This is a genomic window from Hyphococcus sp., assembly GCF_041986965.1.
Taxonomy (GTDB): domain Bacteria; phylum Pseudomonadota; class Alphaproteobacteria; order Caulobacterales; family Parvularculaceae; genus Hyphococcus.
The window spans coordinates 1,645,828-1,669,630 of sequence record NZ_JBHIXB010000001.1 but is presented as its reverse complement, the minus strand read 5'-3'; the positions used below and the strand labels follow the sequence as shown (position 1 = coordinate 1,669,630).

The window sequence follows — 23,803 nt, the reverse complement described above, 5'->3', positions numbered from 1 at the left end:
GTTCTGGGTGAGACTAATGCTGCAGTTGCGAAGGGCCGCCTCAGCGCCATGACAGGTCTTCAATCTTCCCTGGAGCGGTTTCGCCACTGGTTCGTTGCGGACAGTCTGCCTTTTTGGGCCAAGCACGGCGTTGAAGCGGACACCGGCGGTTTTTACGAAGCTCTCAATTACGATGGAACGCCCTCGACTGGCCGGCCCCGGCGCGTGCGAACCCTCTTCCGTCAGGTTCATACCTTCACCCAGGCAGGGCTGCTCGGCTGGCTCGATGGGGCTGATCCCATCGCGGCGCGCGGCTTTGATTATCTCCTGACGCATGCCTGCCCCGAGGACGGCGCGCGCGGCTGTGTCTTTCATCTCGGCGACGATGGACGGGTGCTCGACGAGCGACGCGATCTTTACGATCAGGCGTTTCTCCTTCTTGCCTGCGCTTCACGCATCAAGGCCGGAGACGGCGCCCGCGCAAAGTCTCTTGCAGACAACACCATTGCTTTTCTCGACCGGGAGCTCGCCTCACCTCATGGCGGCTGGCTTGAAAGCGACCGTAAAGAACTGCCGCGGCGCCAGAACCCGCATATGCATCTTTTCGAAGCCTTCATGGCGCTCCACCGCGCGACCGGCGAAAAGGGGTATCTCGACTACGCGGACAAAATCTACGACCTCTTCTGCTCGGCGTTTTACGGCGCCGCCAACAGCATCGTTCGTGAAAATTTCGCCGAAGACTGGAAACCGCGAGAAGATGACCCCATCGAACCGGGTCACATGCTTGAATGGGTCTGGCTTTTGAACGCCTATGAAGCCTGCGGACGGCGCACGCCCCTGGATATGCGGAAGCGGCTTTACACAAACGCGCTCGCCTTCGGCGCCGATCCCGGTTTTCATGGCCTGATCGACAATGTAGCGGCGCCGGTTGTGAACAAGATTCACGGCGCCAAACGCCTGTGGCCGCAGACGGAATATCTGCGCGCGTCCCTCGTCATGGTGAAACACGGCTCAAGCGACGCCCCAGCATATGCACAGAAACTGATCGCTGATCTTTTCGAGACGTATCTCGCCGTCGAGCCCACGGGGCTCTGGATTGATGAATTCGACAGCGACGGCGAGCCTCTCGCCCGTGACGTTCCTGCCAGCATTCTTTATCATCTGTTTGAAGCCGTCGCCGAAGCCAACGCCTTTTTGAAAGCAAGAGTCCCATCGTGAAAATTCAACCAGTCATCATGTCCGGCGGATCTGGAACACGGCTCTGGCCGCTTTCGCGCAAGGCGCGCCCGAAGCAGTTCCTCAATCTTGTCTCCGACCGCTCCCTGTTTCAGGAAACGGTCCTGCGCCTTGATGATGGCGGTGAAAATTTTGCGCCGCCCCTGGTGATCTGCGGGCGCGGACATGCGGGCCTTGTCGCCGATCAACTCGGCGCCATCGGCGTCAAGGCGGCGGACATTATCCTTGAACCCTGCCCGCGCAACACGGCCGCCGTCGCGGCCGTCGCCGCCGCGTGGGTCGCCGGCAACAATAAAGACGCACTGGCGCTGATTGCACCCGCCGACCACCATGTCGAAGACGCAGGGGAATTTCGCCGGAACGCCCTGACCGGAGGCGCCGCCGCCGCCGACGGCGCGATCGTCACCTTCGGTATCAAGCCGACCCACCCGCATACAGGTTATGGCTACATCGAGTCAGCGGAGGAAATTTCCGGCGGCGTTTATCGCGTCGCTTCTTTCCGCGAAAAACCCGACGCCAAGACCGCCGGCGATTACCTTTCCAAAGGCGGTTATTACTGGAACGCCGGTATTTTTCTGTATCATCCAACAACGATGCTCAACGCCTTCGCCGCTTATGCGCCCGAAATCGCTGAAGGCGCCCAGAAGGCGCTTGCAGCAAGCACGCCTGAAAATGGGGCGCGGCTTCTTGATGAAAAGATCTTTTCCGAAACGCCGAGCGATTCCATCGATTACGCCATCATGGAGAAAACCGACAAGGCCGCCGTCGTGGCGCCCGTCGATGTAGGCTGGACCGATATCGGCAGCTGGAGCGAGGCGGCAACGGACCCAGACGCCGCAGGACACATGACCGTTGACAGCGCCAACGTCACCTTGCGTTCAGACGGCCCCGTAATCGGCGCGGTCGGCGTCGACAATCTCATCATCGTCGCGACCGGCGACGCGGTGCTGGTGGCGCGCAAGGACAAGGCTCAGGATGTGCGCGCGATCGTTGACGAATTGAAACGCCGCGGACGCGAGGATTTATTATGACCCGGCGCATCGTTGTCGCCGGCGGGGCCGGCTATATCGGCAGTCATGTTTGCGTCGAGCTTTTGGAGCGCGGCGACGCTCTTTTGATCATTGACGATTTTTCAAACTCTCACCCTGAAGCTGTGGCGCGCATTCAAGAACTCGCCAAAGGCGATGTTGACCTGTTGAAAGCCGACATGGCCGACGAAGCGCAACGCGATATGATCATCAAGGCAGTCAAAGCCTTTGGCGCCGACGGCGCGGTTCATCTCGCCGGTCTCAAAGCCGTCGGCGAATCCGTCGCCGAGCCGGCGCGTTATTACCGCGTCAATCTCGGCTCGGCGTTGACGCTCGTCGCCGCGCTCGAAGCCGCTAACGCTAAAACCATCGTCTTTTCGTCTTCCGCGACCGTCTATGGCGAGCACAACCAGAACCCGGTCGATGAGAACGGCGCCAACGGCCCCACCAACCCCTATGGGCGGACCAAGTATTTCATCGAGGAAATGCTGAAAGACATCGCCCGCTCAGATCCTGAATGGCGCGTCATCAATTTGCGTTACTTCAATCCGGTGGGTGCGCACCCCTCGGGGCGTATCGGCGAAGACCCGAACGGCATCCCGAACAATCTCTTTCCCTTCATCGCGCAGGTCGCTGTGGGCAAGCGCGAAAAACTGTCCGTTTTCGGCGACGATTACCCAACCCGCGACGGCACCGGCGTGCGCGACTATATTCATGTGACCGACCTTGCGCGCGGCCATGCGGCGGCGCTCCACTATCTTGGGAATCTCAAGGAAGGCGGCGCCACCGACATCAATCTCGGCGCCGGAGTCGGTTATTCCGTGCTCGAAGCGGTGGCCGCGTTCAAGCGCGCATCGAACCGCGACATCCCTTACGCCGTAACGCCCCGGCGTGACGGCGACATCGCCGAAATCTACGCCAATCCGAAGCGGGCCAGAGACCTGCTCGGCTGGCGCGCGGAAAAAACCCTCGAGGAAATGTGCGCCGATCACTGGCGCTGGCAGAGCAACAACCCGAACGGCTACAAAGACTGACTATGCGGCGTGCTCAGCGAATTGTCCGTAACGGCGATAGCGCACCATGTATGACGGCAGAATGGATTCGACCGTCTGCGCGGCGACGCCAAGATCAGCGAGCGTTAAGGCGCCCTCGCCGACCACATTGTCATGCTTTAACAGCTTCACCTGATCGCGGGTCAGCGGCGGCTCTACAAACGGCGCCCAGCCGGCGATTTCGCCGCCAAGCCCCATGAGCGATGCGATCGGGAAAGGCACGGGCAAAAGAAGCCGGCGCAGGCCCGTTTCCGCCAGCATCAACTCCATCAGTTCACGGAAGGTGTAAATGCGCGGCCCGCCAATCTCGTAAACCTTGCCGGCCGCTTCCGGCCGGACAAGCGCTTCACAGATCGCGTCGGCGACATCGTCCACATAAACCGGCTGAAACTTCGTCTTGCCGCCGCCAATCAGCGGCAGTGCGGGCGCAACGCTCGCCATGCCAGCGAACTTGTTGAAGAACTCGTCTTCCTGCCCGAACACAATCGATGGACGGATGATTGTCGCGGAGGGGATGGCCTCGCTCACGGCGCGCTCCGCCTCGCCTTTGGTGCGGGCGTACTGGCTTTCGCTCTCGGCGTCAGCGCCAATCGCCGACATATGGACGAAAGTCTTAACACCGGCCTTCGCCGCAAGCCGCGCCACCGTCGCGGCGCCGCCAGCCTGCACCGTATCGAAACGCTGCGCCCCGGATTGATACAAAATTCCCACAAGATTAACGACAGCATCCGCATCCGTGAGCGCATCGGCGACCGACGGTGCGTGGCGCACATTGCACTGCTTCAACTGGATCTGGCCGACCGCGCCCATGGGTCTCAGGAACTGCGCGTGATGGGGCCGGCGCACAGCGACCCGCACCCGCCAGCCGCGCCGGGCGAGCTCACGCACCACATTGCGGCCCACAAAGCCCGATCCTCCGAAAACGACCGCCAGTTTTCCCGTCACGTCCTACGTCTCCTTATCGGCGCGGAGGCGCGCCCGAAACCGGCCGCCCCCTATCCTTCAACGGCCCCGGATAGAGCCGCGAATGCTCCATGGGGCCTATCCGAATTCCGCCGCGGGGACAATCGCCTAGCTTGCCGCAGACAGCCCGGAAACGGCTTTTGGCGCGGGATTTGCTGGTCACCCCCTATACGGGACGGGGAAACGGGGGAGCGCCAGGCCTGGCCATCACCAGGACGGGCGCGCCGAAAAAGCGTCTCGGGCCCAGGCGGATGAGCGGCCGCAAAACGTTTGGGACCCGGTGGGGGGGCGTTATCGGCCTTGGCCGGCGTGGCAAATGCGCAGCGATTGCGCGGCGCCCACAAGCCCGGCGGAAGCCAGCAACCCCAGGCCATCAGCCATCAATTGACATCGCGCCCGCGCGCCCCTAAGTCAGCCGCCTTCACCAGCCCAGGTGGCGGAATTGGTAGACGCGCTGGCTTCAGGTGCCAGTGGCCTTACGGTCGTGGAAGTTCGAGTCTTCTCCTGGGCACCAACCACTCTTTTCTCATGTTTGCGGACCGGCGCTGAAATTTGTTCAGCGCCGTTTTACTGTCTTGAAAAGCTTACGCTTTTCGGCATGGCCGCAAACCTCCCCCGACATCCGCAAAAATGCGCAGCGATGGCCGAGCTGTTGGAAAAGTTGGTACGATTGTTGGTCGTCGATTCCCGTTTGTTGGTACTTCGTTTCCAACAAATCTGCGCGGAACCGAATAGAGGAACCTCATGCGCTTAACTGATTTGCAGTGCAGAACCGCAAAGCCCGGTCCCAAGGTCCGCAAGCTGTCAGACGGGGGCTGCCTCCAATTATGGATACAGCCGGCCGGCTCCCGGCAATGGCGCTTCGCCTATCGCTTTGACGACAAACAGAAAGTTCTCGCCATCGGTCCGTATCCCCTGGTCTCGCTCGCAGAAGCCCGCGCCGCGCGGGACGACGCCAAGCGCCTCCTGCTGCAGGGCGTCGATCCGCAGGCGAAGAAGAAAGAGGAACAGGCCGCGAAAGTCCCGTTCCGTGTGTTGGCGGAAGAGTATCTCGACAAGCTCCGGCGCGAGGGCCGCGCCGAGCAGACCATGCGCAAGCTTTCCTGGCTTATGGATATGGCGAATGCGTCGCTTGGGGATAAACCGATCCGGGAAATCACCGCGCCCATGGTGCTTGAAGCGCTGCGGGTTCTCGAAGGACGCGAGCACTATGAGTCCGCACGGCGGATGCGCTCCACCATCGGCGCCGTCTTTCGCTACGCCATGGCGACGGCGCGGGCCGAGACAGATCCGACCATCGCCCTGCGGGACGCCCTTATCCGACCGCAGCGGACGCCCCGCGCCGCCATCACCGACCCAAAGGAATTCGGAGGGCTCTTGCGCGCCCTCGACGACTTCACGGGCCAGCCGACGACCCGCACCGGGCTCCAGCTTCTCGCCCTTCTGTTCCCGCGGCCCGGCGAGCTGCGCCTCGCCGAGTGGAAGGAATTCGACTTCGAAAAAGCCGTCTGGACCATCCCCGCCACGCGCATGAAGATGCGGCGTCCGCATAAGTCGCCGCTCTCCCGCCAGGCCCTGCACATCCTCATGGAGCTGCGCGAAACCGTCGGCGGACGCCTCGTGCTTCCAAGTCTGCGCTCCATGGAAAAGCCCATGAGCGACAACGCCATGAATGCAGCGCTCCGCCGCATGGGCTACGCCAAGGACGAAGTAACCGCCCACGGCTTCCGCGCCACGGCGGCGACGCTCCTCAATGAAAGCGCCAAATGGCATCCCGACGCCATCGAACGCCAGCTCGCCCATGTCGAGGAAAACGAAGTTCGCCGCGCCTATACGCGCGGCGAGCACTGGGATCAGCGCGTCGAGATGATGCAATGGTGGGCCGATTATCTGGACAAGTTGAAAAGGCCAATGCGGCCTAAACCTGTGGTGCAGCACGCAACCGGCCAGCGCGACTTCATTATTATCGGAAAATAATCGCATTAGGGAACCGCCAGCATGAGTTTATCCGACATCAGCGATCCGCAATTCGTTCTCAATGCCATAGAGGAATGCGACCGCATGGGCCGCGAGGCGTTTCTCCTTGAATATGGTTATGGCGCGGCGAGAGCCTATTGGCTCCTTCACAATGGAAAGCCTTACGACTCCAAAGCGATCCTCGGCGTCGCGCATAAATATGCAAGGCCCGATCTCGGCGCATTAGGCGCGCATGATTTTGTTGGCGGCGACAACACTGTCCGCCGAAAGCTTATTGAATTGGGATTTGACGTCGAGGTGACAACCGATGTTGACGCCCAAGGGGCGCGAACATCTGACTCGCTCAGCCCTGGCGAGGTATACACTCGCAAAGACCTTAAAGAGCAATTCGACATCACCGACGCAACTATCAATACGGGCGTCTTTCAGCCCAAAGGCACTCCATCCATATGGCTCTTCGTAACGGAGGACAAAACTGCCGACCGCACGCAATATAAAGACCGCCTTGAAGGCGACATGCTCTACTGGCAAGGTCAACTCGCCGGCCGCAAGGATGCGCTCATAATTAATCACAAAACCCGCGGGCTGGAGTTGCTGGTCTTCTTCCGCAAAAACAAAGGCGAGTTCGCCGGTGCAGGATTTTGCTATCTCGGCTCTTTCGATTATGTGGAGCATTCCGGCTCCGCCCCCGCCAGCTTTGTCTTGCGCCGGCAATCGCCCGGCCCGCTGATCGACGCTCGCACTGCGGATGAAGGGGAGTTCGATCCGGCGAATATCGATGACGCGCGCAAGAAAGTCATGCGCGCCATCGCTGTGCGCCGTGGCCAGCGCGCTTTCCGGGAAGCTCTATTACAAGCGTATGATTACAGATGTGCGATCACTAACTGCAGCATTATCGATTTGCTCGAAGCCGCACACATTCATCCATATCGGGGCGAGGACACCAACCGCGTTGACAACGGCTTGTTGTTGCGCACGGACATTCATACGCTCTTCGACTGCGGCCTATTGGCAATTGATCCCGAGTCTATGTGTGTCGTTGTCGCCGACCCGCTGAAATCCACCGAATATGGCGACTTAGACGGCACCGCGCTACGCCGGCCGCAATCGCCGGAGACGGCTCCAAGCAAGAAAGCGCTGCAATCGCACCGGGAGGAGGCAAAGCTCTGACGGGGCTTTTTCGATGAGTGTCACGACCCGGAACTCCTTACGAGATACATAGCCCGCGGAACGTTCCTTGAAGACCACCAACGCAGGTTTCTTCGTTTCGCCGTAACCGATGAAGCGATTGAGAAAGCCCGACGCTATCCAAATCAAACTGTCATTCGCCAGGCGGGTCTTGGATTGTCTGGGGCGTGAATTGGAGGAACGGCGCTCGCGCCAGACAAAATTTAACCGTTTCCTCGAATGGAATGCCAAAAAACGAACTCGCATCAATTTCGACTGAACAGTTACGCGACACGCAAACGACGCAGCAGCTTTTCAAGTTCGCCTTCGAACTTTTCGTCGTCGCGGAAGTCGGCGTAAAGTTTTCCTTTCAGGAAGCCAGGCAAATTGCACTCCTGAAACAAGAGCGGCAAGACTATGACCTCTTCTCCCTTGATTTCGTTGGTCATAGCGATTTCTACTTCTCGCTGAACCCATTCTGCTTCGACAGCTTGCGGCGACAGAACAACCCCGAAATAGCGCGATTCATCAATGCCCTTTTCAATCTTTCGAATGAGAGAATCGCCAATCTGAATTTCGGCTTCATCGATCCAAACATTAGGAACGCCGCGCTTGATGAGTTCATCGCGAAGTTTGCGGGCAAATGGCTTGTCTTCGCCCGTATGGCTGAGAAAAATGCTATGGTAGGCTTCGCGCTTGCCATTCTCGCCAATAAGGCCAAGCGCATTTCGGATTAGCAGATTTGCGCTTGCCTGATCCGTCGGCGGGGTCACAAACCAACCGACCGTGTCGTCCAGCTCGTCCACGAACCGCCCGCCCAGCGTGTAGCCGTCTGGTGTTTCTACGAATGATCGATAATGCACCGGCGTCTCGGCAAAGCATAACCGCCACCCTTTGACGGCAAGCGATTCGTAATACTCCGCAAAAGGCGTTTCGCGATCCGTAATGTTGAGGCGGCGCCCCTTTTTGACCTCAATGCCGGCGTCCCGCACCGCCTTTTCGGCAGCCGCATGAACATACCCCAAATGGGTTGTGCGATATCCGAAGAAATTCCTGCGCCGGGGTTCGGAAAGACACCAAACCACCGCTGCGCCTTCCTTCAACGCCGCTTCTAACTCGCGCTGGCGGTCATCGCCGTAGAACAAAGCATCAAGGTCGTAATCGTCCTTGAAGCTTTTAAGATCCGCCAGTTCAGTTTCCGAATCGGAGAATTCGCCGGGCCCGCCAAACAGAAAATGGCTATATGTGGCGGGATTAATGATGATGAGGTCGTATTCGTAAAGTGGGTACGCAGCATGTTCGTCGCTTATGGCGCCCCGGCAAAGACCGAGATTATCGATCTCGACATCGGCGATCTTTTCACCTTCATATTTCAGGCCGACGGTAAGAACTTTCAACATGGCTGTTCTCAATCTTTCGCTGCGAAATTAGCTGCAATCGCGCAAGCCTTTTCCATGCGCTCCCATATTTCCTGAAGCACCCGATCCAAGGCGATGCCTTCAAGCTCCGTGGACTGCGCATAAGCGTTCCATTGCGTTATCTTCTTCTCCTCGGTCAAAAACTGAGGCGAAAGCCCAACGGGGCGTTCGACGGGTATTTCCGTCCTACGCATTTCAAATGTCGCCTTGATTGATTGCGCCAGTTCGTTGTCATCGATTTCGACAGCCTTCGGCACAGCCCACAAATCATAAAAGTCTTTCATCCGGCCATTGGCGAGGCCGAGATTGACGACTGCTTGCAGTTTTTCGGCGATCACCGTCGCCGGCGAATAGGCTCTAATCGTCGCCGTCGGAAGATCGAGAAGCGATCCATAGTCGACCTCATGCTTCGGATCGCTCAGCGCGTCGCCAAACCCGAGATCAATCGTGATTGGAATTTTCGTCTTGCCGAGATAGGCGGTCGTTTTAAGACGCATGCCGCCATAGACCTGATCTTCACGGATTGGCGCTGCTGTGATGTTCGCTGCGTCGAATGCAAGCCCGTCGCCGCCATCTATGGTGAGTATCTCCGCAAATGCGGCTTTGAGCTTGTCTTCGTCTTCAGCGCCGAACGCCAAGAAATCGACGTCGCGCGTAAACCGCCCAGGATCGGCGGTCCAGAGCGTGACGAGCATCCCGCCCTTTAAGACGAATTCGTTTCGATATTTGGAAATCGATAGCCTGTAGATCAAACGCTCCAATCCGAATGCGACGAGAACAACGTCAAACACCCGTTCTTCTTCGCGCGCCAGATTGAGGAGGCGTTGACGCACGGATGCTGCGAGGTCTTTCGGTTCCCTAGCCATTCGATGTCAGCGCCTCCAGATAAGGACGCATTTGCGTCCAAGCGCCATAAGCTCTGGCGGCGTCAGCAAGCTCGGCGGGCCGCGCGTTTTTTTCATCGAGCGCATTTCTCAGGCATTCGACGGCGACCGACCGATCAACCAGTTTTGGATTCCTGAAGGCGTCCGCTATCGATTTCGCCGCAGAGTAAATTTTAACGGTCGCGCCTGTGACCTTGTGCGTTTCGACGCCTTCGGACAGATAAGGCTCTCGAAATCGAACCGTTCGAATTTTTGGATAGGAAATCTTCGGCTCCCAGTCTTTGGCGCCAATGGCGATCCAGACTTTTCGGGGGAGTTGATCGGTCAGTCCGTGATAAGCCAGCGCCGACATTAGACATATAATCGCATTGGGCGCGCGCTTGGCGATTTCCGCAAGACTTGCATTCGCGTCAATCTCAGCGTCCGGCAGTTGGTAGAGACCGCGGCCCAGGCGCAGGATATCGCCGTCCGCAACAGCTCTCGATATGGCTGTGGCGGAAACGCCGATTTCTTTCAGCTCCCTGGCCCTGGCGATGGCGTGTTCGGCCATATACGCCATAAGCTGGTCATGTTCTGTCGCTCGCTGCGGCATCGATTTGTTACATTTCCTTGGACAAAAACCATTCTTGTCCGAGGTTTTGTAACACAAAAAAGCTAAACATTCCACTATCAAGCGGCATGGCGCCCACCGCCGGGAACGCTGGAGGACCAGCGGGAGCCATAATCGTTGACGAATTCCTTTTACAACATTATTGTTGTAATCATGATTCCGCCCCTTATCTCTTTGTCAGGGTCGCCCTGGACGGTTTTGCCCCCCGGCATTCACCCCGGCAGCCTTGAAGACGTGGAAACAGCCTTCGCGACGAATTCTTGGCGCAGGCAGTTATTCGACGGCCTCGTAGACGCCGCCGGGCAATTGCGATCCGCAGGATGTGGGCAGGTCTATTTGGATGGAAGTTATGTGACCGGCAAACCTCGACCAAACGACTACGACGCATGCTGGGAACCAGCCGGGGTTGATGGTCAAAAGCTCAACCCGGTGTTTCTCAACTTCAACAACGGAAGAGCGCAACAGAAAGCGACATTCAAAGGCGAATTTTTCCCCTCCTCAATGATATGCGCCGATGTTGGACGAGCATTCGTCGATTTTTTTCAATTTGATCGTTTCACCGGAAAGGAGAAAGGGATCGTTTCAATTTCGCTTGCGACAGATCCAATTCTGTCATGAAGGACGCAGCCATGATTTACAGCGAAAAGCAGTACAAGGTATCTCGAACCGCGCTTGCAAAACTCAAAGACGCGCTCTCGGAGGCTCAAAAAAGCGAGTCTGATAAGCTATGGCTAAAGCAAGCTGAACTAAATGCATTAAAGAGCCAAATCGCTGAGATTGAAGCCGAGATATCCGAATACGAACTTCTAAAGTCAGGGCAAATCTCATTCTCGAAAGCATACGCGTTAGAGGAATTACCACGCGTTCTTGTCCAGGCGCGAATCGCCGCCGGGATAAGTCAAAGTGATTTGGCGGAGCGGCTTTCCATGAAGCCACAACAAATTCAGCGGTATGAAGCAACCGATTATATGGGCGCAAGTCTCGCAAGACTCATTGAGGTCTCGCGGGCTTTAGGCGTGAAAACGTCAGGATCGTTTCAGGCATCAGGCAAAACCGGTGGATCGATATTCGCCTGGGCTGACGCTGACGATATTGCTTGGGCTCGCCTGCCATACAAAGAGATGATAAAGCGAAAATGGTTTTCGGTTCCTCGTGATGCAAACATTATAGAGAAAACGAAAGAATATTTTCTAGAAGCCGCAGGCTCTCAATTCGCCACCGCCTTTCACCGAAAGAAAATGCGTAGCGGCAACGTACCGAATGAATATGCATTGCTTGCATGGCAAGCACGCATCCTAGAACGGGCGCGCAATAAGGTCGTGCATGGCGAAATCGCAGATTTCGAATTGAACGACCGATGGACAATCGAACTGAGGAAATTGACCAAGCGCCAGGATGGCCCCGCGCGCGCGCAGCGGTTGCTTGCCGAGAAAGGCATTGTTCTTGTCATCGAAAAGCACTTACCGGGGTCTTATCTAGACGGCGCCGCGATGCTTGGCGAAAATGAACGACCAGTTATCGGCCTCACCCTTAGATATGATCGATTGGATAATTTCTGGTTTGTCCTACTTCATGAACTTGGACATGTCTTTTTGCACCTATTTGATGGACTACACTATGACTTCTTCGACGAAGAGAGCGCCACAAACGATGACTCAATAGAAGCGGAAGCGGATCGATTTGCTCTCAATACGTTGATTCCAGACGACTTGTGGGATCAGTGTCTTTCGCGCTTTGCCCTATCTGAGGAAGCAGTACGCATAGATGCGGAAAATTTAGGTATTGATCCCAGTATTATTGCCGGACGCATTCGAAAAGAACGCGGCAACTACACAATTCTTAATGAACTCGTAGGCCAAGGTCGGGTTCGAGAGCAGTTAAAGGAACAAATCGATGATCTTGACTAACGATATGTATGTTCCCGGCCTGCGTTGGCGGCAGGGCGAATATCAAGCCCTCATGAGGCTGCATGCAGACGCCAAGCTAAGAACCGTGCCCTTCATCACTATTCCCGATGTAGAGTTCGACTTTGAAATATGGGCGCCCAAAAAGTCAGTACAGCAACATGTTCATCCATTCATTGCGCGATATAAGGCAAAATGGGGGAAAAGACCTGGGTGGATCTCAGTTCATAAGAACATAGTTGAAAAGCCGATGGACGATGGCCGCGACATCCTTACATATGTATTCGATGGTTTGCGCGCATTTGAAGCGAACGCTGTACCCGCGATACCGTTAAGTGCAGCGCCTGGAACTATAAATTCGTTAGCGCAGATCGTAAAAAGAGACACCCAGGGTGCCGCCTTCGTGATTCAGCTCGAAGACCTAATGAAGCCGAATCTTGCAGCAGTCATTCGAAACCTAGCGAAGGCTGTTCGGGCAGAGATCGACGAGGTAGACTTGATAGTCGATCTAGGCGCTCCCAATTTTGAGCCCTATCCGACATTCTCTGGGGCCCTCATTGCCTCACTTGGAAAGGTCGATAGCCTAAACAGCTTTCGTAATTTTGTTGTTTTGGGCACCGCGATCCCTTACTCGTTCAAAGACGTTGCCAAGGGGCATGACGCAATCGTCCGGCACGATTGGCTTTTTTACAAAACTTTTCTCGAAAATTTGCCCGACGCCGTTAGGCGGCCTGTTTTCGGCGACTATACAATCGTCCATCCCGATTTTGTTCCGCTCGATATGCGAAAGATCAAGTCTGCAGGCAAAGTAGTCTATACGACGCCGGACTTCTGGTGGGTGCGTAAGGGGGGCGCTTTCCGCGACAATCCCGAACAAATGCATGACCATTGTTCAGCGCTTGTAAAACAGGATTTTTTCTGCGGCGCCGATTATTCAAATGGTGACGAATACATTGCGCAGTGCGCGAAACGCGAAGTCGGCCCTAGCAATCAAACGCGGTGGAAAGACATCACAATTAACCACCACATTACGCGCGTACTAGACGATCTTTCCAGGCTTGGCGGCGTGGCATAAATTCACGAATGGCGGCAGTTATCTCGCGCGGCGTTAGCGTTTCAGAAAGCAGCTTGTACAAATGTTTGCGCGGTTGACGTAATTCCTTAGCCGGATAGCCATGGCGTTTGAGTAAAGCAAGCGCTTCCGGACGCCAAAGAAGGTGCGCCAACATGGCCGGCTCAACATCCGGATTGAACTGCGCCGACCTGATTGCAATAAAGCTTATGCCGCCGCGAGGCCCACGTTCCACCTCGATTATACCGCACCACTCCGGCACACAATCAGCGATGGATTGCAAATGTTTCGTATCTGCGACAATGGTCAATTTTTGCAGAGTTCGGCGATAAATGCTCAATTGATTTTCTAGTCGGACCAGATCGTCTTGGCCGCTCTTAATCTCATATCCGTGGACGCACCCGTTTATAACCGCAATATCAATCCGGCTTTGGGCGTGCGCCAAACCTAGCTCATCAATAACCAACGTATTCGGCTGCCGCCTTTGACGGTTCAGCCGCCGCCGATGAAGGGCAAGGCGAATTTCAGAGTCACTTGTGGCGGCCGGAGCGGGCATATCAGACATTGAGTTGAGGCTAATGAGGCACTATTGCTCAGTTTCCATTCAGCACCAAGGTCCAATTCAGCAAAAGTTAGCGCTAGAAGAAATGGCGCCCCCGGCAACGCCCGAAGCTGAGCCCTGTCGCGCCTGACAATGCGCAATTATGTCGGCAATGTCTGAGGCTTCGAGAAGCCCATTTGCCTCATCTCAGCATAACGCCGCCTCTAAGAACGGCCAAACTGTGCCTTTTGGGGAAAATTTGAGGCCCAGAAAGGGTCTGCTGACCTAGCTGACCGGCTCCGACCCGCGTTTCGGGAAAAACGCCGCTAACGAGGCGGCGAACTGCAACCACAAAGGGGCTTGCACCGCAGAGAAGGCACCCCATCTACAGCCTATATTTTTGGCTGTATTCAAGGAGCATTGCATGGCTGATTTATTGAAAAAACAAGACACAATAGGAACCGGCGATATCTGGGACGTCTATCTCAAAAGCGGTGAAGTGAAGCGGGATGCGACCTGGCGCGGCGATCATTTTGTCGGCGCGGACGGAATGCCCATTCCTAACGCTGATATCGCCGATTGGGGCAACGAGCGTAAGAAGCAATCGGCTGAGTAGCGCTCGCCTTGTCGCGGCTGTCGGGATGCTGTCGTGGCGCGAGGCGGTCTTCGTTGGCTACCTTCCGTGGAAAACGAGGAGACCTAAATGACCGTTGCTGAACCCCAATTTATTAAGCCTTCGTCGCTGGCAATATGGATTAAATCGCTCCGGACCGCACAAGACCTATCACAAGAGGCCGTCGCGGTCGCTGCAGGAATTGACGTTCGGTCCGTACAACGCGCCGAAAAAGGGCTCGCGGTGAGCCGCCAGACCCGTCTCTCTTTGGCGCGTGGATTGGGGTATGACAATATTGATGTTTTCGACAACCCGGCCTCTGCGGAAGTAATCAACGGCTTTGTGTCTGACTTGGCCGCTCTTGCAGAAAAAGAAGAACTTAGAAAGCTGGAAGAGGCATATCCCGATTGCATTCGCCTGAATGCGCATCGGGCGAAATCCGCCCGCACCTTGTGCGATCTAGCCTGCGGTTGTCAGGGACTCAGTATTCACTTTGGTCATGATTTTCCCAAAGAGCTGGAAGACCTCGCAGCAACAATATCCGATTGGCTTCGCGACTTTGGCGACATCGCCGATGAGTTGTCCATAGCCGACAAACTCTCCTTGGAACGAGAACTCAATTCTCTTGTCGACGAACTGACCGAGCAAAGCGGCGCGATATTCGCAGCTCAAAGAGATGTTCGATTTCGAAGCAGCCAGAGACCGGAAACCAAACCGTTTGAATGGACGATTGGCTATTTGGCTTTTGGCGGCGGAGGCAAAGACGAGGCGCTGATTATTGCTCCGCGCCAAGTGCGTATGACTTGAACCCGTGTACTAGAGTCCGACTAAAGCTCTCCTGTTGACGGACTGCTCAGGGCTGGACGCGGGCTCGGACGAGCCTCACCAGGAGTGCCACCCAGCGGAGCGCTGCACCTTAAATCCCATGTGCCACGTGCCAGGCGGTTACGGGCAAAGCGCGCTCCCTCTTCGGCCTGGCCCCACCCTAAGGGCTAAAAAACTTCGAAAAACGCAACGACGAAAATTGTTGGCGCCTCACTTGGTATGGCGCACGCCCGCGCTCCGTAATCAGCTTCTTCGAGAAGCTGAATCGCCATGTGTGTGTCCTGGGGGTGCAATCGGTTCTGAGAACGATCTCGAAGCTTTTCCGATTAGATTAGTGGTGCTACCGCTTCGCAGCCAAGATCAAATCTAGTTCAGCGAGGACATATTCCAAGTAGTCACGTCTTTTCCGATCGCGCGCTTGTTGCAACGCACGATCCAAATCATGGCGCAGGCTTTTGAGATCACTATGAATGGCAGACGCAACCACGGCATATGATTTGTCCCCTGTTCTGAATTTGAATAGTTGATCAAGAACCGCGAGGTACTCCTTTTGAAGCTGCTGGCGATAGGCCGTAATTTCGGCATTTTCATCTCCGAGCTCCGACCAGATCGCATGCCGAACATCGGTCAAAAATTCCTCCTGACTGTAAATATCGACATTCGCTGGGGCGGAAAGCTCGAATTCAACCAGAGCCTTCAACCGCTCATATCTTACAAGCCCCTTCAAAACACGGGATTGCAGGCCGACAACATGATCGACGCTACCTAGAGGGGGCTCAAATCGGTTAGAGATTGCAGGATTTATCAAATAAGCAGGCGTTTGAAAGGCCGCCTCGCCAAGATAGGCCATGGCTTCACGCTGTCGTTCTGCCGGAATGGGGGTGTGGACCGGACCAGGCTCAGTCGCGCTTTTGGGGGCGATCGTATAACCGCCGACCAAAGTCGCGACGTGACTCATCAGGGTCACCCAATAGCCAGTAGCGTCAAAATACATCTGCTCAAGGAGGAATTGCCCGCCCCCTTCATGCAGCGTGGCCTCCGGCAGCCTGTTGATTGCATTTTTCAGATTATTGAGGCCAAGCTTCGTCGCCATAACAGGATCATCGCTATCGACGGCATTATGGTATCGCTGCGGGATATTGCTTCTTCGACCTTCAATATAAGTATACCATGGCTTGGCTTTCATTTCTTTGATAATCGCCTCAAGAAACGGCGACTCATCCTGCCAGCTATCCGCTTCAATAAACTGTGTATAGGCCCATTTGATCATGTGAATATCGGCCGGACCCACTCTGGGAAGCAGGTATTCAGCCGGAATCTTATCTTGCGGCTGTGCAACATAATTACAGCGCGAGTAATTCATCACGCTTGGGGTAAAGCCCATACGCGATAGCCATTCTTTATCGCGCAATTTTTCCGTCGGGTAGACAAATTCACCATAATTTCCATCGATGATACCAAACGCATGCCCCGATTCATGGGCGGCGGTGTTTTGCAAGAACGCTCCCTCCAATGATTCGGGAAAAGGCGCGCGTCGCGCCCTGGAATCCAAAACACCACACAAGGCAAAATAAAGATTTTGCATCAATTCGTGTGGCGCAGTTACAATAATATCTGCTTTCAAGATTTCTCCGCTGCGTGGATCGATAACCACATCCACGGTTCCACCACCGCTCGCTTCATCATGTGGGTCCCGATATCGCCAGAACTGTTCTCTATTCCTGACTTTTACAACGGAGTAACGCATACTGCGCCCGTCAAATTCTGCATCGTTATCAGGCGTATCCCGCACGATCACCGCGTCTTTAAACCCCGCAGCCTCAAATCCTTTTCGCCAGGATTCAATTCCAGCCTTTAGCCAAGGCTTCATCCATGCGGGGGTATTCTCTGCGAAATAGAATACAATCGGCTTTTTTGGCTCGCTTAGACTTTGTCCGGAATCTTTCTTTTCCAGCCGCCATCTCGCAATCCCAGCTGGAGACACAGGACTTCTCAAGTCCCACGCATCGGAAAAAAATCCCATGCGTGTATCGTATAGCCGGGGTCGCATGTGCGTTTCCGGCAATTTCAGAAAACTCCAAAATGCAGATATGGTAAGCGGTTCCTCTTCGTAGCGGTCCCGGTCATATTTTATAAGACCTGCTGCTGAACGCGTCATCGTCGCGCGTATTTCAACCAACCCTTTGTAAGAAAAAACTTTGTTTACCCTGCATTTGTCGTAATCGATCACGCCTTCTATAGAAGGCAACCCTTCAATCCGTTTCAAGAAAAGGTCCGTTACATCGATCTCGTATCCAATTTTTTTACTCTTCGTACGGATCGGAAAGGTCGCCAATATGGAAGGCCGCCATGCATCAAAAAGGTCATTTCTGAGTTTAACGCCGACGTGGGCGTCACGACCAATCGATTTCTCAACTATCGGCGCAATGAGTAATATTTTGTCGCCCTCGCGAACCCAGCGCACAAGCTTTTGGCCAATCCCTGCTCTTACGACGAGGAAATCTTTATCCAGTTCGGCAGGTGGTACCGTTAAGATCACGCGGTCTTTTTCGAGGCGAGCAGCAAATGCAGTTGCATCTTCCTCGCCGGAACCACTGATCGCCCCGGCCTCTATTGTCATACTTGTTAGAATGGAAATCGCAAGAAGCACGACCACGATCTTACGTTTCATATTATCACCCACGCTTGCCAGTCCGCCGCCGACGCAAGATCGCCGGCGGCAAAACGCATGCTAAACTTTTTTCAAATTAAAGACTAAAAGGCGCCCGTAACGCCAATCCGAAATTGGCGGCCGCCGAAATAGTTTTCCAAGCGAATATATTTCGACGTATAACCATCATCCGCGCCAACAGATTGTGAAATGCTGGGGTCATTAGCGCCGTGCAACAGATCCGCACCCTCCAGATAAATGCGAAAATCTCCAAAACTCTGATCGAATCGATATTCGAGTCGCAAATCGAGTGTTCCATAGGCTTCCTCGTAGCGGCTCAAATTGTTTTTCTCGAAGCTAAGTTGCCGGCGCGCCTGCTTGGTATAGGCAAGGTTAGCGTCAATCCCGTATTTGTTATAAGTTAGTCCGGCCGTCCCGGAATGCTTAGCTTGCCCGTTAAAGGCAACATTCGGGACGGTGATATCAGCCGACTCAAATCCGCTGACATTACCGTCTCCGTCTAAAACCGGACGCTGCGACCAGTTGATTGGCTGGTTCTTCGAACTGTCAGTAAATGTGTAATTGGCATAAACCCCAAACCCGCCCCAGAAACCAGGCAGGAAGGTGAGCTGTTTTTCGATAGAGGTCTCAATCCCCCAGATTTTAGCGCTATCCGGGTTATTCGCAGGAACTTGCAAGATAAGGTCGTAATCTTGCGGATTGTCCAGCACATCCTGGAACCTGGGATCGTCGGGTAGAATTTCTCGTACCTGATCCAATACCGCTTCGCCTGAAGTTACATTGCTTTCCAGAAGATTGGAGATATTTTTGTAGAAAGCACCAATTTTTAAAACGCCGATATCTCTGTCATAATATTCCGCGCTGAAATCCAGGCTATGAGTTCGCGCGGATTTAAGGTCTGGGTTTCCTTTGCTCACGAAAAGCTGCGGTTGATCTCCGTTCGGACCAAAAAAAGGCAATAAAAAAAGAAGCACGGTTGGCTCACTTGAAAGGAGTGACACCTGCGGTCGTGCAATGGACATATAATATCCGGCGCGGAAAATTAAATTATCACTTTGACGATAGTTGATAAGCATACGCGGCAGGTACTCGGTCTGAGTCGCTTTCTCTGACACAAGCCTAATATTGGATTCTCGGAAGGCGATATCATAGCCGCCGGCCTCATATATGTTCGGGCTGTTCAGGTTTGTAGCCTCGAGTTCCACCCGCGACATTCGCACGCCGCCAATGAATTCGAATTTTCCGACATCGACTTTGCCCTGAATATACGCCGCGAACTCATTCTCCTTTGTGAAAGCCTCCGAGAGTCTTGGATCACGGTCAAAAACGCTTTTATAAATCAGCGCCCCCGTTGGACATCCCGATACTGAAGAAGGATCACATACCAATTCCAAGTCTGGGACAGCATCGATAAAACCTATCAAGTCCTCTTTGCTGATGAGGCTTACTGGAGAGTCAATCCCAATGGAAGACAGACTGCCTTCAGAAAACCCAAGGCCGACATCACTAAGCGAAGGAAAGGAAAACAACGGAGGCATCCTCACGCCTGCATAACTCACCGAACCGGGATATCCATTGGAGAATTTGGACACCTCATAACTGGCACCGAAGTCTAGATAGTCGAGATATCCATTTTCGAAGTCACGACGCACGCTAGCTTCACCACTAAATTTCTCATTGCGCCCCCAAAATGTCGTTTCAGCAACACTGCTGAATGCAGTGTTATCCGGGTTTTGAAAGTAATCGAATCCAGCTTCCGACAAAAGAAGATCCGGCAATCCTCCCTCACCAGCGGTTCGCGGAGCAAAAAGTGATAAAATGCGCCCCTCAACAGTATCCGTTGCTGAAGAAGCAACATAGCTCGAATCTAGAACCTGATTAGGAAACGACGTAGTGAGAGTTCTTTCAGGATTTGTTCTGCGTCCATTCGCATAACCGGCTGCATATGTGAACCGCCACTTATCAACTTCCGATTGCCCTCGAAAACTGTAGACATCTGTCAGCTTTTCTTCATTTCGAAGAGCGTACAATGAACCGCCGTAAACTGATCCATTCCAGCCCAGGGCCGAGCGTGCCTCTCCTCCCAACGCCAGAACCGGTCGCACACTATATGAATTCGATGAAGACAAACTCGATTGCCGCCAAACTGTAACATCATCTTGATCCAGCCTTTGAAAATCAAATGATAATTCTGTGTGATCGCTAATCCGCCATGCTCCGGAAATAGTCAGCGCAAGATTTTTTGTCTCCGCGTCATCAAGATTTACACTAAATCCGTCGGCATAAACTGCGGCAGCGGCGCCTTCATAAGGAAAAGGAGTGCGTGGATCAATTTGTGAAACTGAGGTTACAGGCGAACCGTCCGCGTGCAGCGGGAGATATTGACCAAATCTCAGGTCGGTAGAAAGGCGCACTTTGCTAACGTCGCGATCGCGATATTGGACTGATGCCGATAGTCCAAACTGATCCTCTCTTCCGAAGGTGCCCGAAACTGTGCCTGCAGCCAGAAACGATTCATTAAAGTCATTCGCCCGCTTTGCGCCTTCCAGCGTAAAGGAGGCATATCGTCTAGGCCGGTCCAGCGGCGTTTTGGTCTCGATCTCGATGAGAGCGCCCGTGCCTGAACTGTCCTGATTGGGCATCAGCGTTTTCGAAATCGTGACCTTGGATATGGATTCGGTCAGCACATTGCTTAAACTGGCCGAGCGTCCAGTGCCGCTTCCCTCCGGTAATTCGACGCCATTCAGCTTCACCGTGTTCAAATCGGGCTCCAACCCTCGCACGATGATGTTCGCGCCGTCGCCCGTCTGCGCATCACGTTCGAAAATTACACCGGGCGCACGGCGGAGCGATTCCGACAATGTCGTCCCCGTAAAATTACCGAGCAGATCTCCCGATATCACCGTCGAGACATTCTCCGCCGTTCGCTCTTGGTTGAGCGCCTGCGCCCGCGCAGATCTACTGCCATAAACGACAACAACATCGTCGCCCGAACCGCCTTTCATCGCGAAACTTTGGTCGAAGCGCCGTCCCGGTGCGACGTCGATCGCCGCCACAACATCGCGATACCCGAGATAAGAAATCCGCAAAGTGTAAGAGCCAGGGCGAACGCTCGGAAATCGAAAGTTACCCAAATCGTCAGTCGATGTGGACTGACCGGTCTCCTCGATCTCGACAAGCGCGCCTTTAAGGTTGCCGCCGGTGCGCTCGTCCTTGACGCCGCCGGTTACCGTGACCGGCGCGCCGTCGCCGGACGGGCCCGTCGCGCGTGGTTCGACCGACATGCCTTGCGTCGCGTTTTCTGTCTGCGCCACCGTAATGACACCGCCGAGATCGGCCTGCCTTGCATTTGCGCGAACAGCAAATGCGCCGCCTTCGCCAGCGAATACAGAAAGGCCGGTGCCGTCAATCAGCTTACCGAGCGCGACATCCGGCTCGAATTCGCCTTCGAGACCGTTCGTTTTGTAACCTTCGACAGCGTCATAAGCGAAAACCACCGAAGCATCGGCCTGTTTGGCGAAGGCATTCAGCGCTTTCGCCGCCGGCCCTGCGTCGATGTCAAACTTTTTCTCTTCCGCCAATGCTGGCGCAGTTGCGGACACGAGCATTGCGGCAAGCGACGCGCCTGCCAGATAACGCGTCTTGCGGCGCTCGATTTGCGCGTGATCCCCTTTGAAGTTATTGGCGGATTTGGTCATGGATTGACTCCTTCGTTCCCCTCCGGCCGCTCCCTTGCGTGCAGCCCTTCAATCCACCGACGCCTCAGCTCCTTTGCGCCGCCAATCGGATTTCAAAAAAACTTCAAATTATTCGCCCACGGAAATCCCTGTTGCAAATTAGCCACGCACTGAATTGCCGCGCGAAGTTGCGATCAGCACTAACCGTGCGAAGCGTCACGCAGCATAATCAGTCCATCGCCCTCGCGATCGACCTCGATGGAGAGGCCATGTTCCAAGACACTCAAGAGACTCTCGACATCATCGGTCCTGAAATACCCCCCGACGCGCCGATCCCGGATTGAATCATCAACGATGATAAAGCGCGCTTCGGAATACCGGCTGAGTTCAGACACAACATTTTCCAGCGGCTCGCCCTCAAAAATCAGCATGCCGCGCCGCCAGGCGAGCTCCCGGTCGATTGCGGCTTCGGAAACAGACGTAACTTTCTCCGGCTCCGTCATGTCGGCGCCGAGCCGTTGACCGGCCTCCAGATAAACCGTGGCGAGCGGTTTCGGTTTTTCAACAACTTCTGGTTTGTGCGCCGTTGCTGGCCGGGGCGCCGGCATATCTTTCTTCGTCACCTCGACCTTGCCTTCGGTGACGAGCACTTCGACCGGCGCATCCGGCGTCAAGCGAACATTGAAGGCGGTGCCGACGGCGCGAACCGCGGTATCGCCCGCCATTGCGATGAAAGGCCGGTCGGGATTCTTCGCCACCTTGAAATGCGCCTCGCCCTTGGAGAGCCGCACCAGGCGTTTATTGTCCGCATATTCGACATCGACGATCGAATTCGTATTGAGCTCGATGACGGACCCGTCCGCCAGTTCGATGGTGCGCTGCTGGCCGACGGCCGTCGCATAGCTCGTTGGCGGATGGGGCGCATTGCGCGGCGTTGCGATAAATAATGTCAGCGCTACCGCCAAAATCAGCGACGCGGCGATTGCGCCATAGCGCAGCACGCCGAGCGGGACCGGAACAAGACGCTGGCGTTCTTCTTCATCAACGCCGCGCTTGACCGTTTTCAGTTTTGCGTCCTGCTTCAGAACGGCGAGCTCATCGAGCCGGCCCCAGACCTTTTTGAACTCTTCGACGGCGCGTGCATGGCGCGGATCTTTTTTCAGCCATGCATTGAATTCCGCGCGCAGCTCCGGCCCGGCGTCTTCCGCATCAAGGCGCCAGACCCATTGAGCGGCCTCTTCTTCGAGCGCAGTCCGATCCTTAAGATGGTGCACGCGGTTATCGCGATCGGACGCCGTCATGAGCGGCCTCCGCGTTTATCTGCACCCGACGATGCTGAATCCCTGTCGTCATAACCGTCGTCATGCACATTCTCGCCGGCGTCATGGCGCGTAAGAAAGTCCCGGCACGCGACAATGCCGCGGCCGACATGTTTTTCTATGGTGCTGGGGGCGATGCCAAGCACGTCCGAAATCTCCTTATGGGAAAGGTTGTAGACTTTCCGCATGATAAAGACGCGGCGCGCCTGCGGCGGCAATCGATCGATCGCTTCCGCGAGCGCCCCGAGCCGCTCGCGCGCCACCAGCAGATCATCCGCCGCGGCGCACATATCCTTGACGCTTAAGGCGTCCACATCCTCCACTGCCTCGATCGGCGAATTGCGGTTTTTCCGGTAGCGCTGAATGAAGAGATTGTGAGCGGTGCGAAAGAGGAATGCGCGAGGGTTCTCGATGTCCTGGCCGCGCTGGGCTTCGTAGACTCGGAGATAGGCTTCCTGCTCGATTTCTTCGGCCTCATGCGGCGAGCGCGACAATTGCAGAAGATAGCGTTTCAGGGCCGCGGAATGCCGGTGGACATGGGCCAGGAACCAGCCGCTCCCCCCGTCGGTCCTTTCTTTTTTTTCGTCCTGGTCGGCCATATCCTGCAGGCTCCGTCACGCCCCATCAAACCACGCCCGGCGCGCCATTCCCCTGTTTTTGCTTAGGATTTTTTACCCGCCGGCAAGGCTTAGGATGACGTTTTTTTGAAAGCCCGTCCAGATGTGGCGCCGGGAACGCAGGGCCGGCTGAAAAAACTTTCAACATCGACTGGCGGCGCCCGGGGCCCCAGGCGTCAAAGGTATGCAGGCATTTTGCAGCGACCTATCGGTGCCCCACACAGCCCTCTAATTTCGCCGGTCTGGCGGA

Annotated in this window: 19 protein-coding genes and 1 tRNA gene; 11 read left to right on the top strand and 9 right to left on the bottom strand. The window is 55.2% G+C overall.

What is annotated here, in order from left to right:
* The first annotated feature begins 48 nt into the window (after positions 1 to 48).
* The 3 genes from ACFC5L_RS08310 to galE are packed head-to-tail and all read left to right on the top strand — an operon-like array spanning position 49 to position 3,277.
* A complete protein-coding gene (locus tag ACFC5L_RS08310; protein WP_375204216.1) occupies positions 49 to 1,197 on the top strand; it encodes an AGE family epimerase/isomerase in 1,149 nt (382 codons plus the stop codon).
* Entirely contained in the window at positions 1,194 to 2,246 is a 1,053-nt protein-coding gene (locus ACFC5L_RS08305) for a mannose-1-phosphate guanylyltransferase (RefSeq protein WP_375204217.1), read from the top strand. The genes ACFC5L_RS08310 and ACFC5L_RS08305 overlap by 4 nt, the downstream gene beginning before the upstream one ends.
* Complete coding sequence (gene galE / locus ACFC5L_RS08300) at positions 2,243 to 3,277, top strand: UDP-glucose 4-epimerase GalE (protein ID WP_375204218.1); 1,035 nt, start codon at positions 2,243 to 2,245, stop codon at positions 3,275 to 3,277. Before ACFC5L_RS08305 ends, galE begins: the two co-directional genes overlap by 4 nt.
* Here the strand turns inward: galE and ACFC5L_RS08295 are convergent, their stop codons facing one another.
* Entirely contained in the window at positions 3,278 to 4,240 is a 963-nt protein-coding gene (locus ACFC5L_RS08295; protein WP_375204219.1) for a complex I NDUFA9 subunit family protein, read from the bottom strand. It lies immediately after the preceding gene.
* 445 nt (positions 4,241 to 4,685) lie between these two features.
* Here ACFC5L_RS08295 and ACFC5L_RS08290 point away from each other — a divergent pair.
* From ACFC5L_RS08290 to ACFC5L_RS08280, 3 genes are all read left to right on the top strand, one after another.
* Positions 4,686 to 4,772 (top strand) — tRNA-Leu (locus tag ACFC5L_RS08290).
* 230 nt (positions 4,773 to 5,002) lie between these two features.
* The gene (locus ACFC5L_RS08285) at positions 5,003 to 6,235 is read left to right on the top strand and encodes a tyrosine-type recombinase/integrase (RefSeq protein WP_375204220.1); all 1,233 of its coding nucleotides are present in this window, start codon (positions 5,003 to 5,005) and stop codon (positions 6,233 to 6,235) included.
* A 21-nt stretch (positions 6,236 to 6,256) separates the two neighbouring features.
* Entirely contained in the window at positions 6,257 to 7,405 is a 1,149-nt protein-coding gene (locus ACFC5L_RS08280) for an HNH endonuclease (protein WP_375204221.1), read from the top strand.
* A gap of 281 nt (positions 7,406 to 7,686) precedes the next feature.
* Here ACFC5L_RS08280 and ACFC5L_RS08275 read toward each other — a convergent pair whose 3' ends face one another.
* From ACFC5L_RS08275 to ACFC5L_RS08265, 3 genes are read right to left on the bottom strand one after another with little or no spacing between them, the layout of a single operon-like run.
* On the bottom strand, positions 7,687 to 8,802 hold the full coding sequence (locus ACFC5L_RS08275) for a toll/interleukin-1 receptor domain-containing protein (RefSeq protein WP_375204222.1): 1,116 nt from the start codon (positions 8,800 to 8,802) through the stop codon (positions 7,687 to 7,689).
* Positions 8,803 to 8,810: 8 nt separating this feature from the next.
* On the bottom strand, positions 8,811 to 9,686 hold the full coding sequence (locus ACFC5L_RS08270; protein WP_375204223.1) for a nucleotidyl transferase AbiEii/AbiGii toxin family protein: 876 nt from the start codon (positions 9,684 to 9,686) through the stop codon (positions 8,811 to 8,813).
* On the bottom strand, positions 9,679 to 10,296 hold the full coding sequence (locus tag ACFC5L_RS08265; RefSeq protein WP_375204224.1) for a type IV toxin-antitoxin system AbiEi family antitoxin domain-containing protein: 618 nt from the start codon (positions 10,294 to 10,296) through the stop codon (positions 9,679 to 9,681). Before ACFC5L_RS08265 ends, ACFC5L_RS08270 begins: the two co-directional genes overlap by 8 nt.
* A 135-nt stretch (positions 10,297 to 10,431) precedes the next feature.
* On the opposite strand from ACFC5L_RS08265, the gene ACFC5L_RS08260 reads away from it, so the two are divergent.
* Genes ACFC5L_RS08260 through ACFC5L_RS08250 form a run of 3 tightly spaced genes read left to right on the top strand, consistent with a single transcriptional unit; the run spans position 10,432 to position 13,293 of the window.
* Positions 10,432 to 10,932, top strand: a complete 501-nt coding sequence (locus ACFC5L_RS08260) for a DUF6932 family protein (RefSeq protein ID WP_375204225.1) — start codon at positions 10,432 to 10,434, stop codon at positions 10,930 to 10,932.
* Between the two features lie 11 nt (positions 10,933 to 10,943).
* Complete coding sequence (locus tag ACFC5L_RS08255; protein WP_375204226.1) at positions 10,944 to 12,221, top strand: ImmA/IrrE family metallo-endopeptidase; 1,278 nt, start codon at positions 10,944 to 10,946, stop codon at positions 12,219 to 12,221.
* Entirely contained in the window at positions 12,208 to 13,293 is a 1,086-nt protein-coding gene (locus tag ACFC5L_RS08250; RefSeq protein ID WP_375204227.1) for a beta family protein, read from the top strand. The genes ACFC5L_RS08255 and ACFC5L_RS08250 overlap by 14 nt, the downstream gene beginning before the upstream one ends.
* Here ACFC5L_RS08250 and ACFC5L_RS08245 read toward each other — a convergent pair.
* Positions 13,247 to 13,855 carry a sce7726 family protein gene (locus ACFC5L_RS08245; protein ID WP_375204228.1) on the bottom strand — a complete coding sequence of 203 codons (609 nt, stop codon included), beginning with the start codon at positions 13,853 to 13,855 and terminating at the stop codon, positions 13,247 to 13,249. The genes ACFC5L_RS08250 and ACFC5L_RS08245 overlap by 47 nt on opposite strands.
* A gap of 400 nt (positions 13,856 to 14,255) precedes the next feature.
* Here ACFC5L_RS08245 and ACFC5L_RS08240 point away from each other — a divergent pair, with 400 nt between their 5' ends.
* Together ACFC5L_RS08240 and ACFC5L_RS08235 are read left to right on the top strand one after the other, a co-directional pair.
* Positions 14,256 to 14,447 carry a hypothetical protein gene (locus ACFC5L_RS08240; protein ID WP_375204229.1) on the top strand — a complete coding sequence of 64 codons (192 nt, stop codon included), beginning with the start codon at positions 14,256 to 14,258 and terminating at the stop codon, positions 14,445 to 14,447.
* 87 nt (positions 14,448 to 14,534) lie between these two features.
* Positions 14,535 to 15,251, top strand: a complete 717-nt coding sequence (locus ACFC5L_RS08235) for a helix-turn-helix domain-containing protein (RefSeq protein ID WP_375204230.1) — start codon at positions 14,535 to 14,537, stop codon at positions 15,249 to 15,251.
* 358 nt (positions 15,252 to 15,609) lie between these two features.
* Here the strand turns inward: ACFC5L_RS08235 and ACFC5L_RS08230 are convergent, their stop codons facing one another.
* The 4 genes from ACFC5L_RS08230 to ACFC5L_RS08215 all read right to left on the bottom strand — a co-directional run bounded on the left by ACFC5L_RS08230 (position 15,610) and on the right by ACFC5L_RS08215 (position 23,535).
* The gene (locus tag ACFC5L_RS08230) at positions 15,610 to 17,940 is read right to left on the bottom strand and encodes a zinc-dependent metalloprotease (RefSeq protein WP_375204231.1); all 2,331 of its coding nucleotides are present in this window, start codon (positions 17,938 to 17,940) and stop codon (positions 15,610 to 15,612) included.
* A gap of 83 nt (positions 17,941 to 18,023) precedes the next feature.
* On the bottom strand, positions 18,024 to 21,638 hold the full coding sequence (locus ACFC5L_RS08225) for a TonB-dependent receptor (RefSeq protein ID WP_375204232.1): 3,615 nt from the start codon (positions 21,636 to 21,638) through the stop codon (positions 18,024 to 18,026).
* Positions 21,639 to 21,817: 179 nt separating this feature from the next.
* On the bottom strand, positions 21,818 to 22,918 hold the full coding sequence (locus tag ACFC5L_RS08220; RefSeq protein WP_375204233.1) for a FecR family protein: 1,101 nt from the start codon (positions 22,916 to 22,918) through the stop codon (positions 21,818 to 21,820).
* A complete protein-coding gene (locus ACFC5L_RS08215) occupies positions 22,915 to 23,535 on the bottom strand; it encodes an RNA polymerase sigma factor (RefSeq protein ID WP_375204234.1) in 621 nt (206 codons plus the stop codon). Before ACFC5L_RS08215 ends, ACFC5L_RS08220 begins: the two co-directional genes overlap by 4 nt.
* Between the last annotated feature and the right edge of the window lie 268 nt (positions 23,536 to 23,803).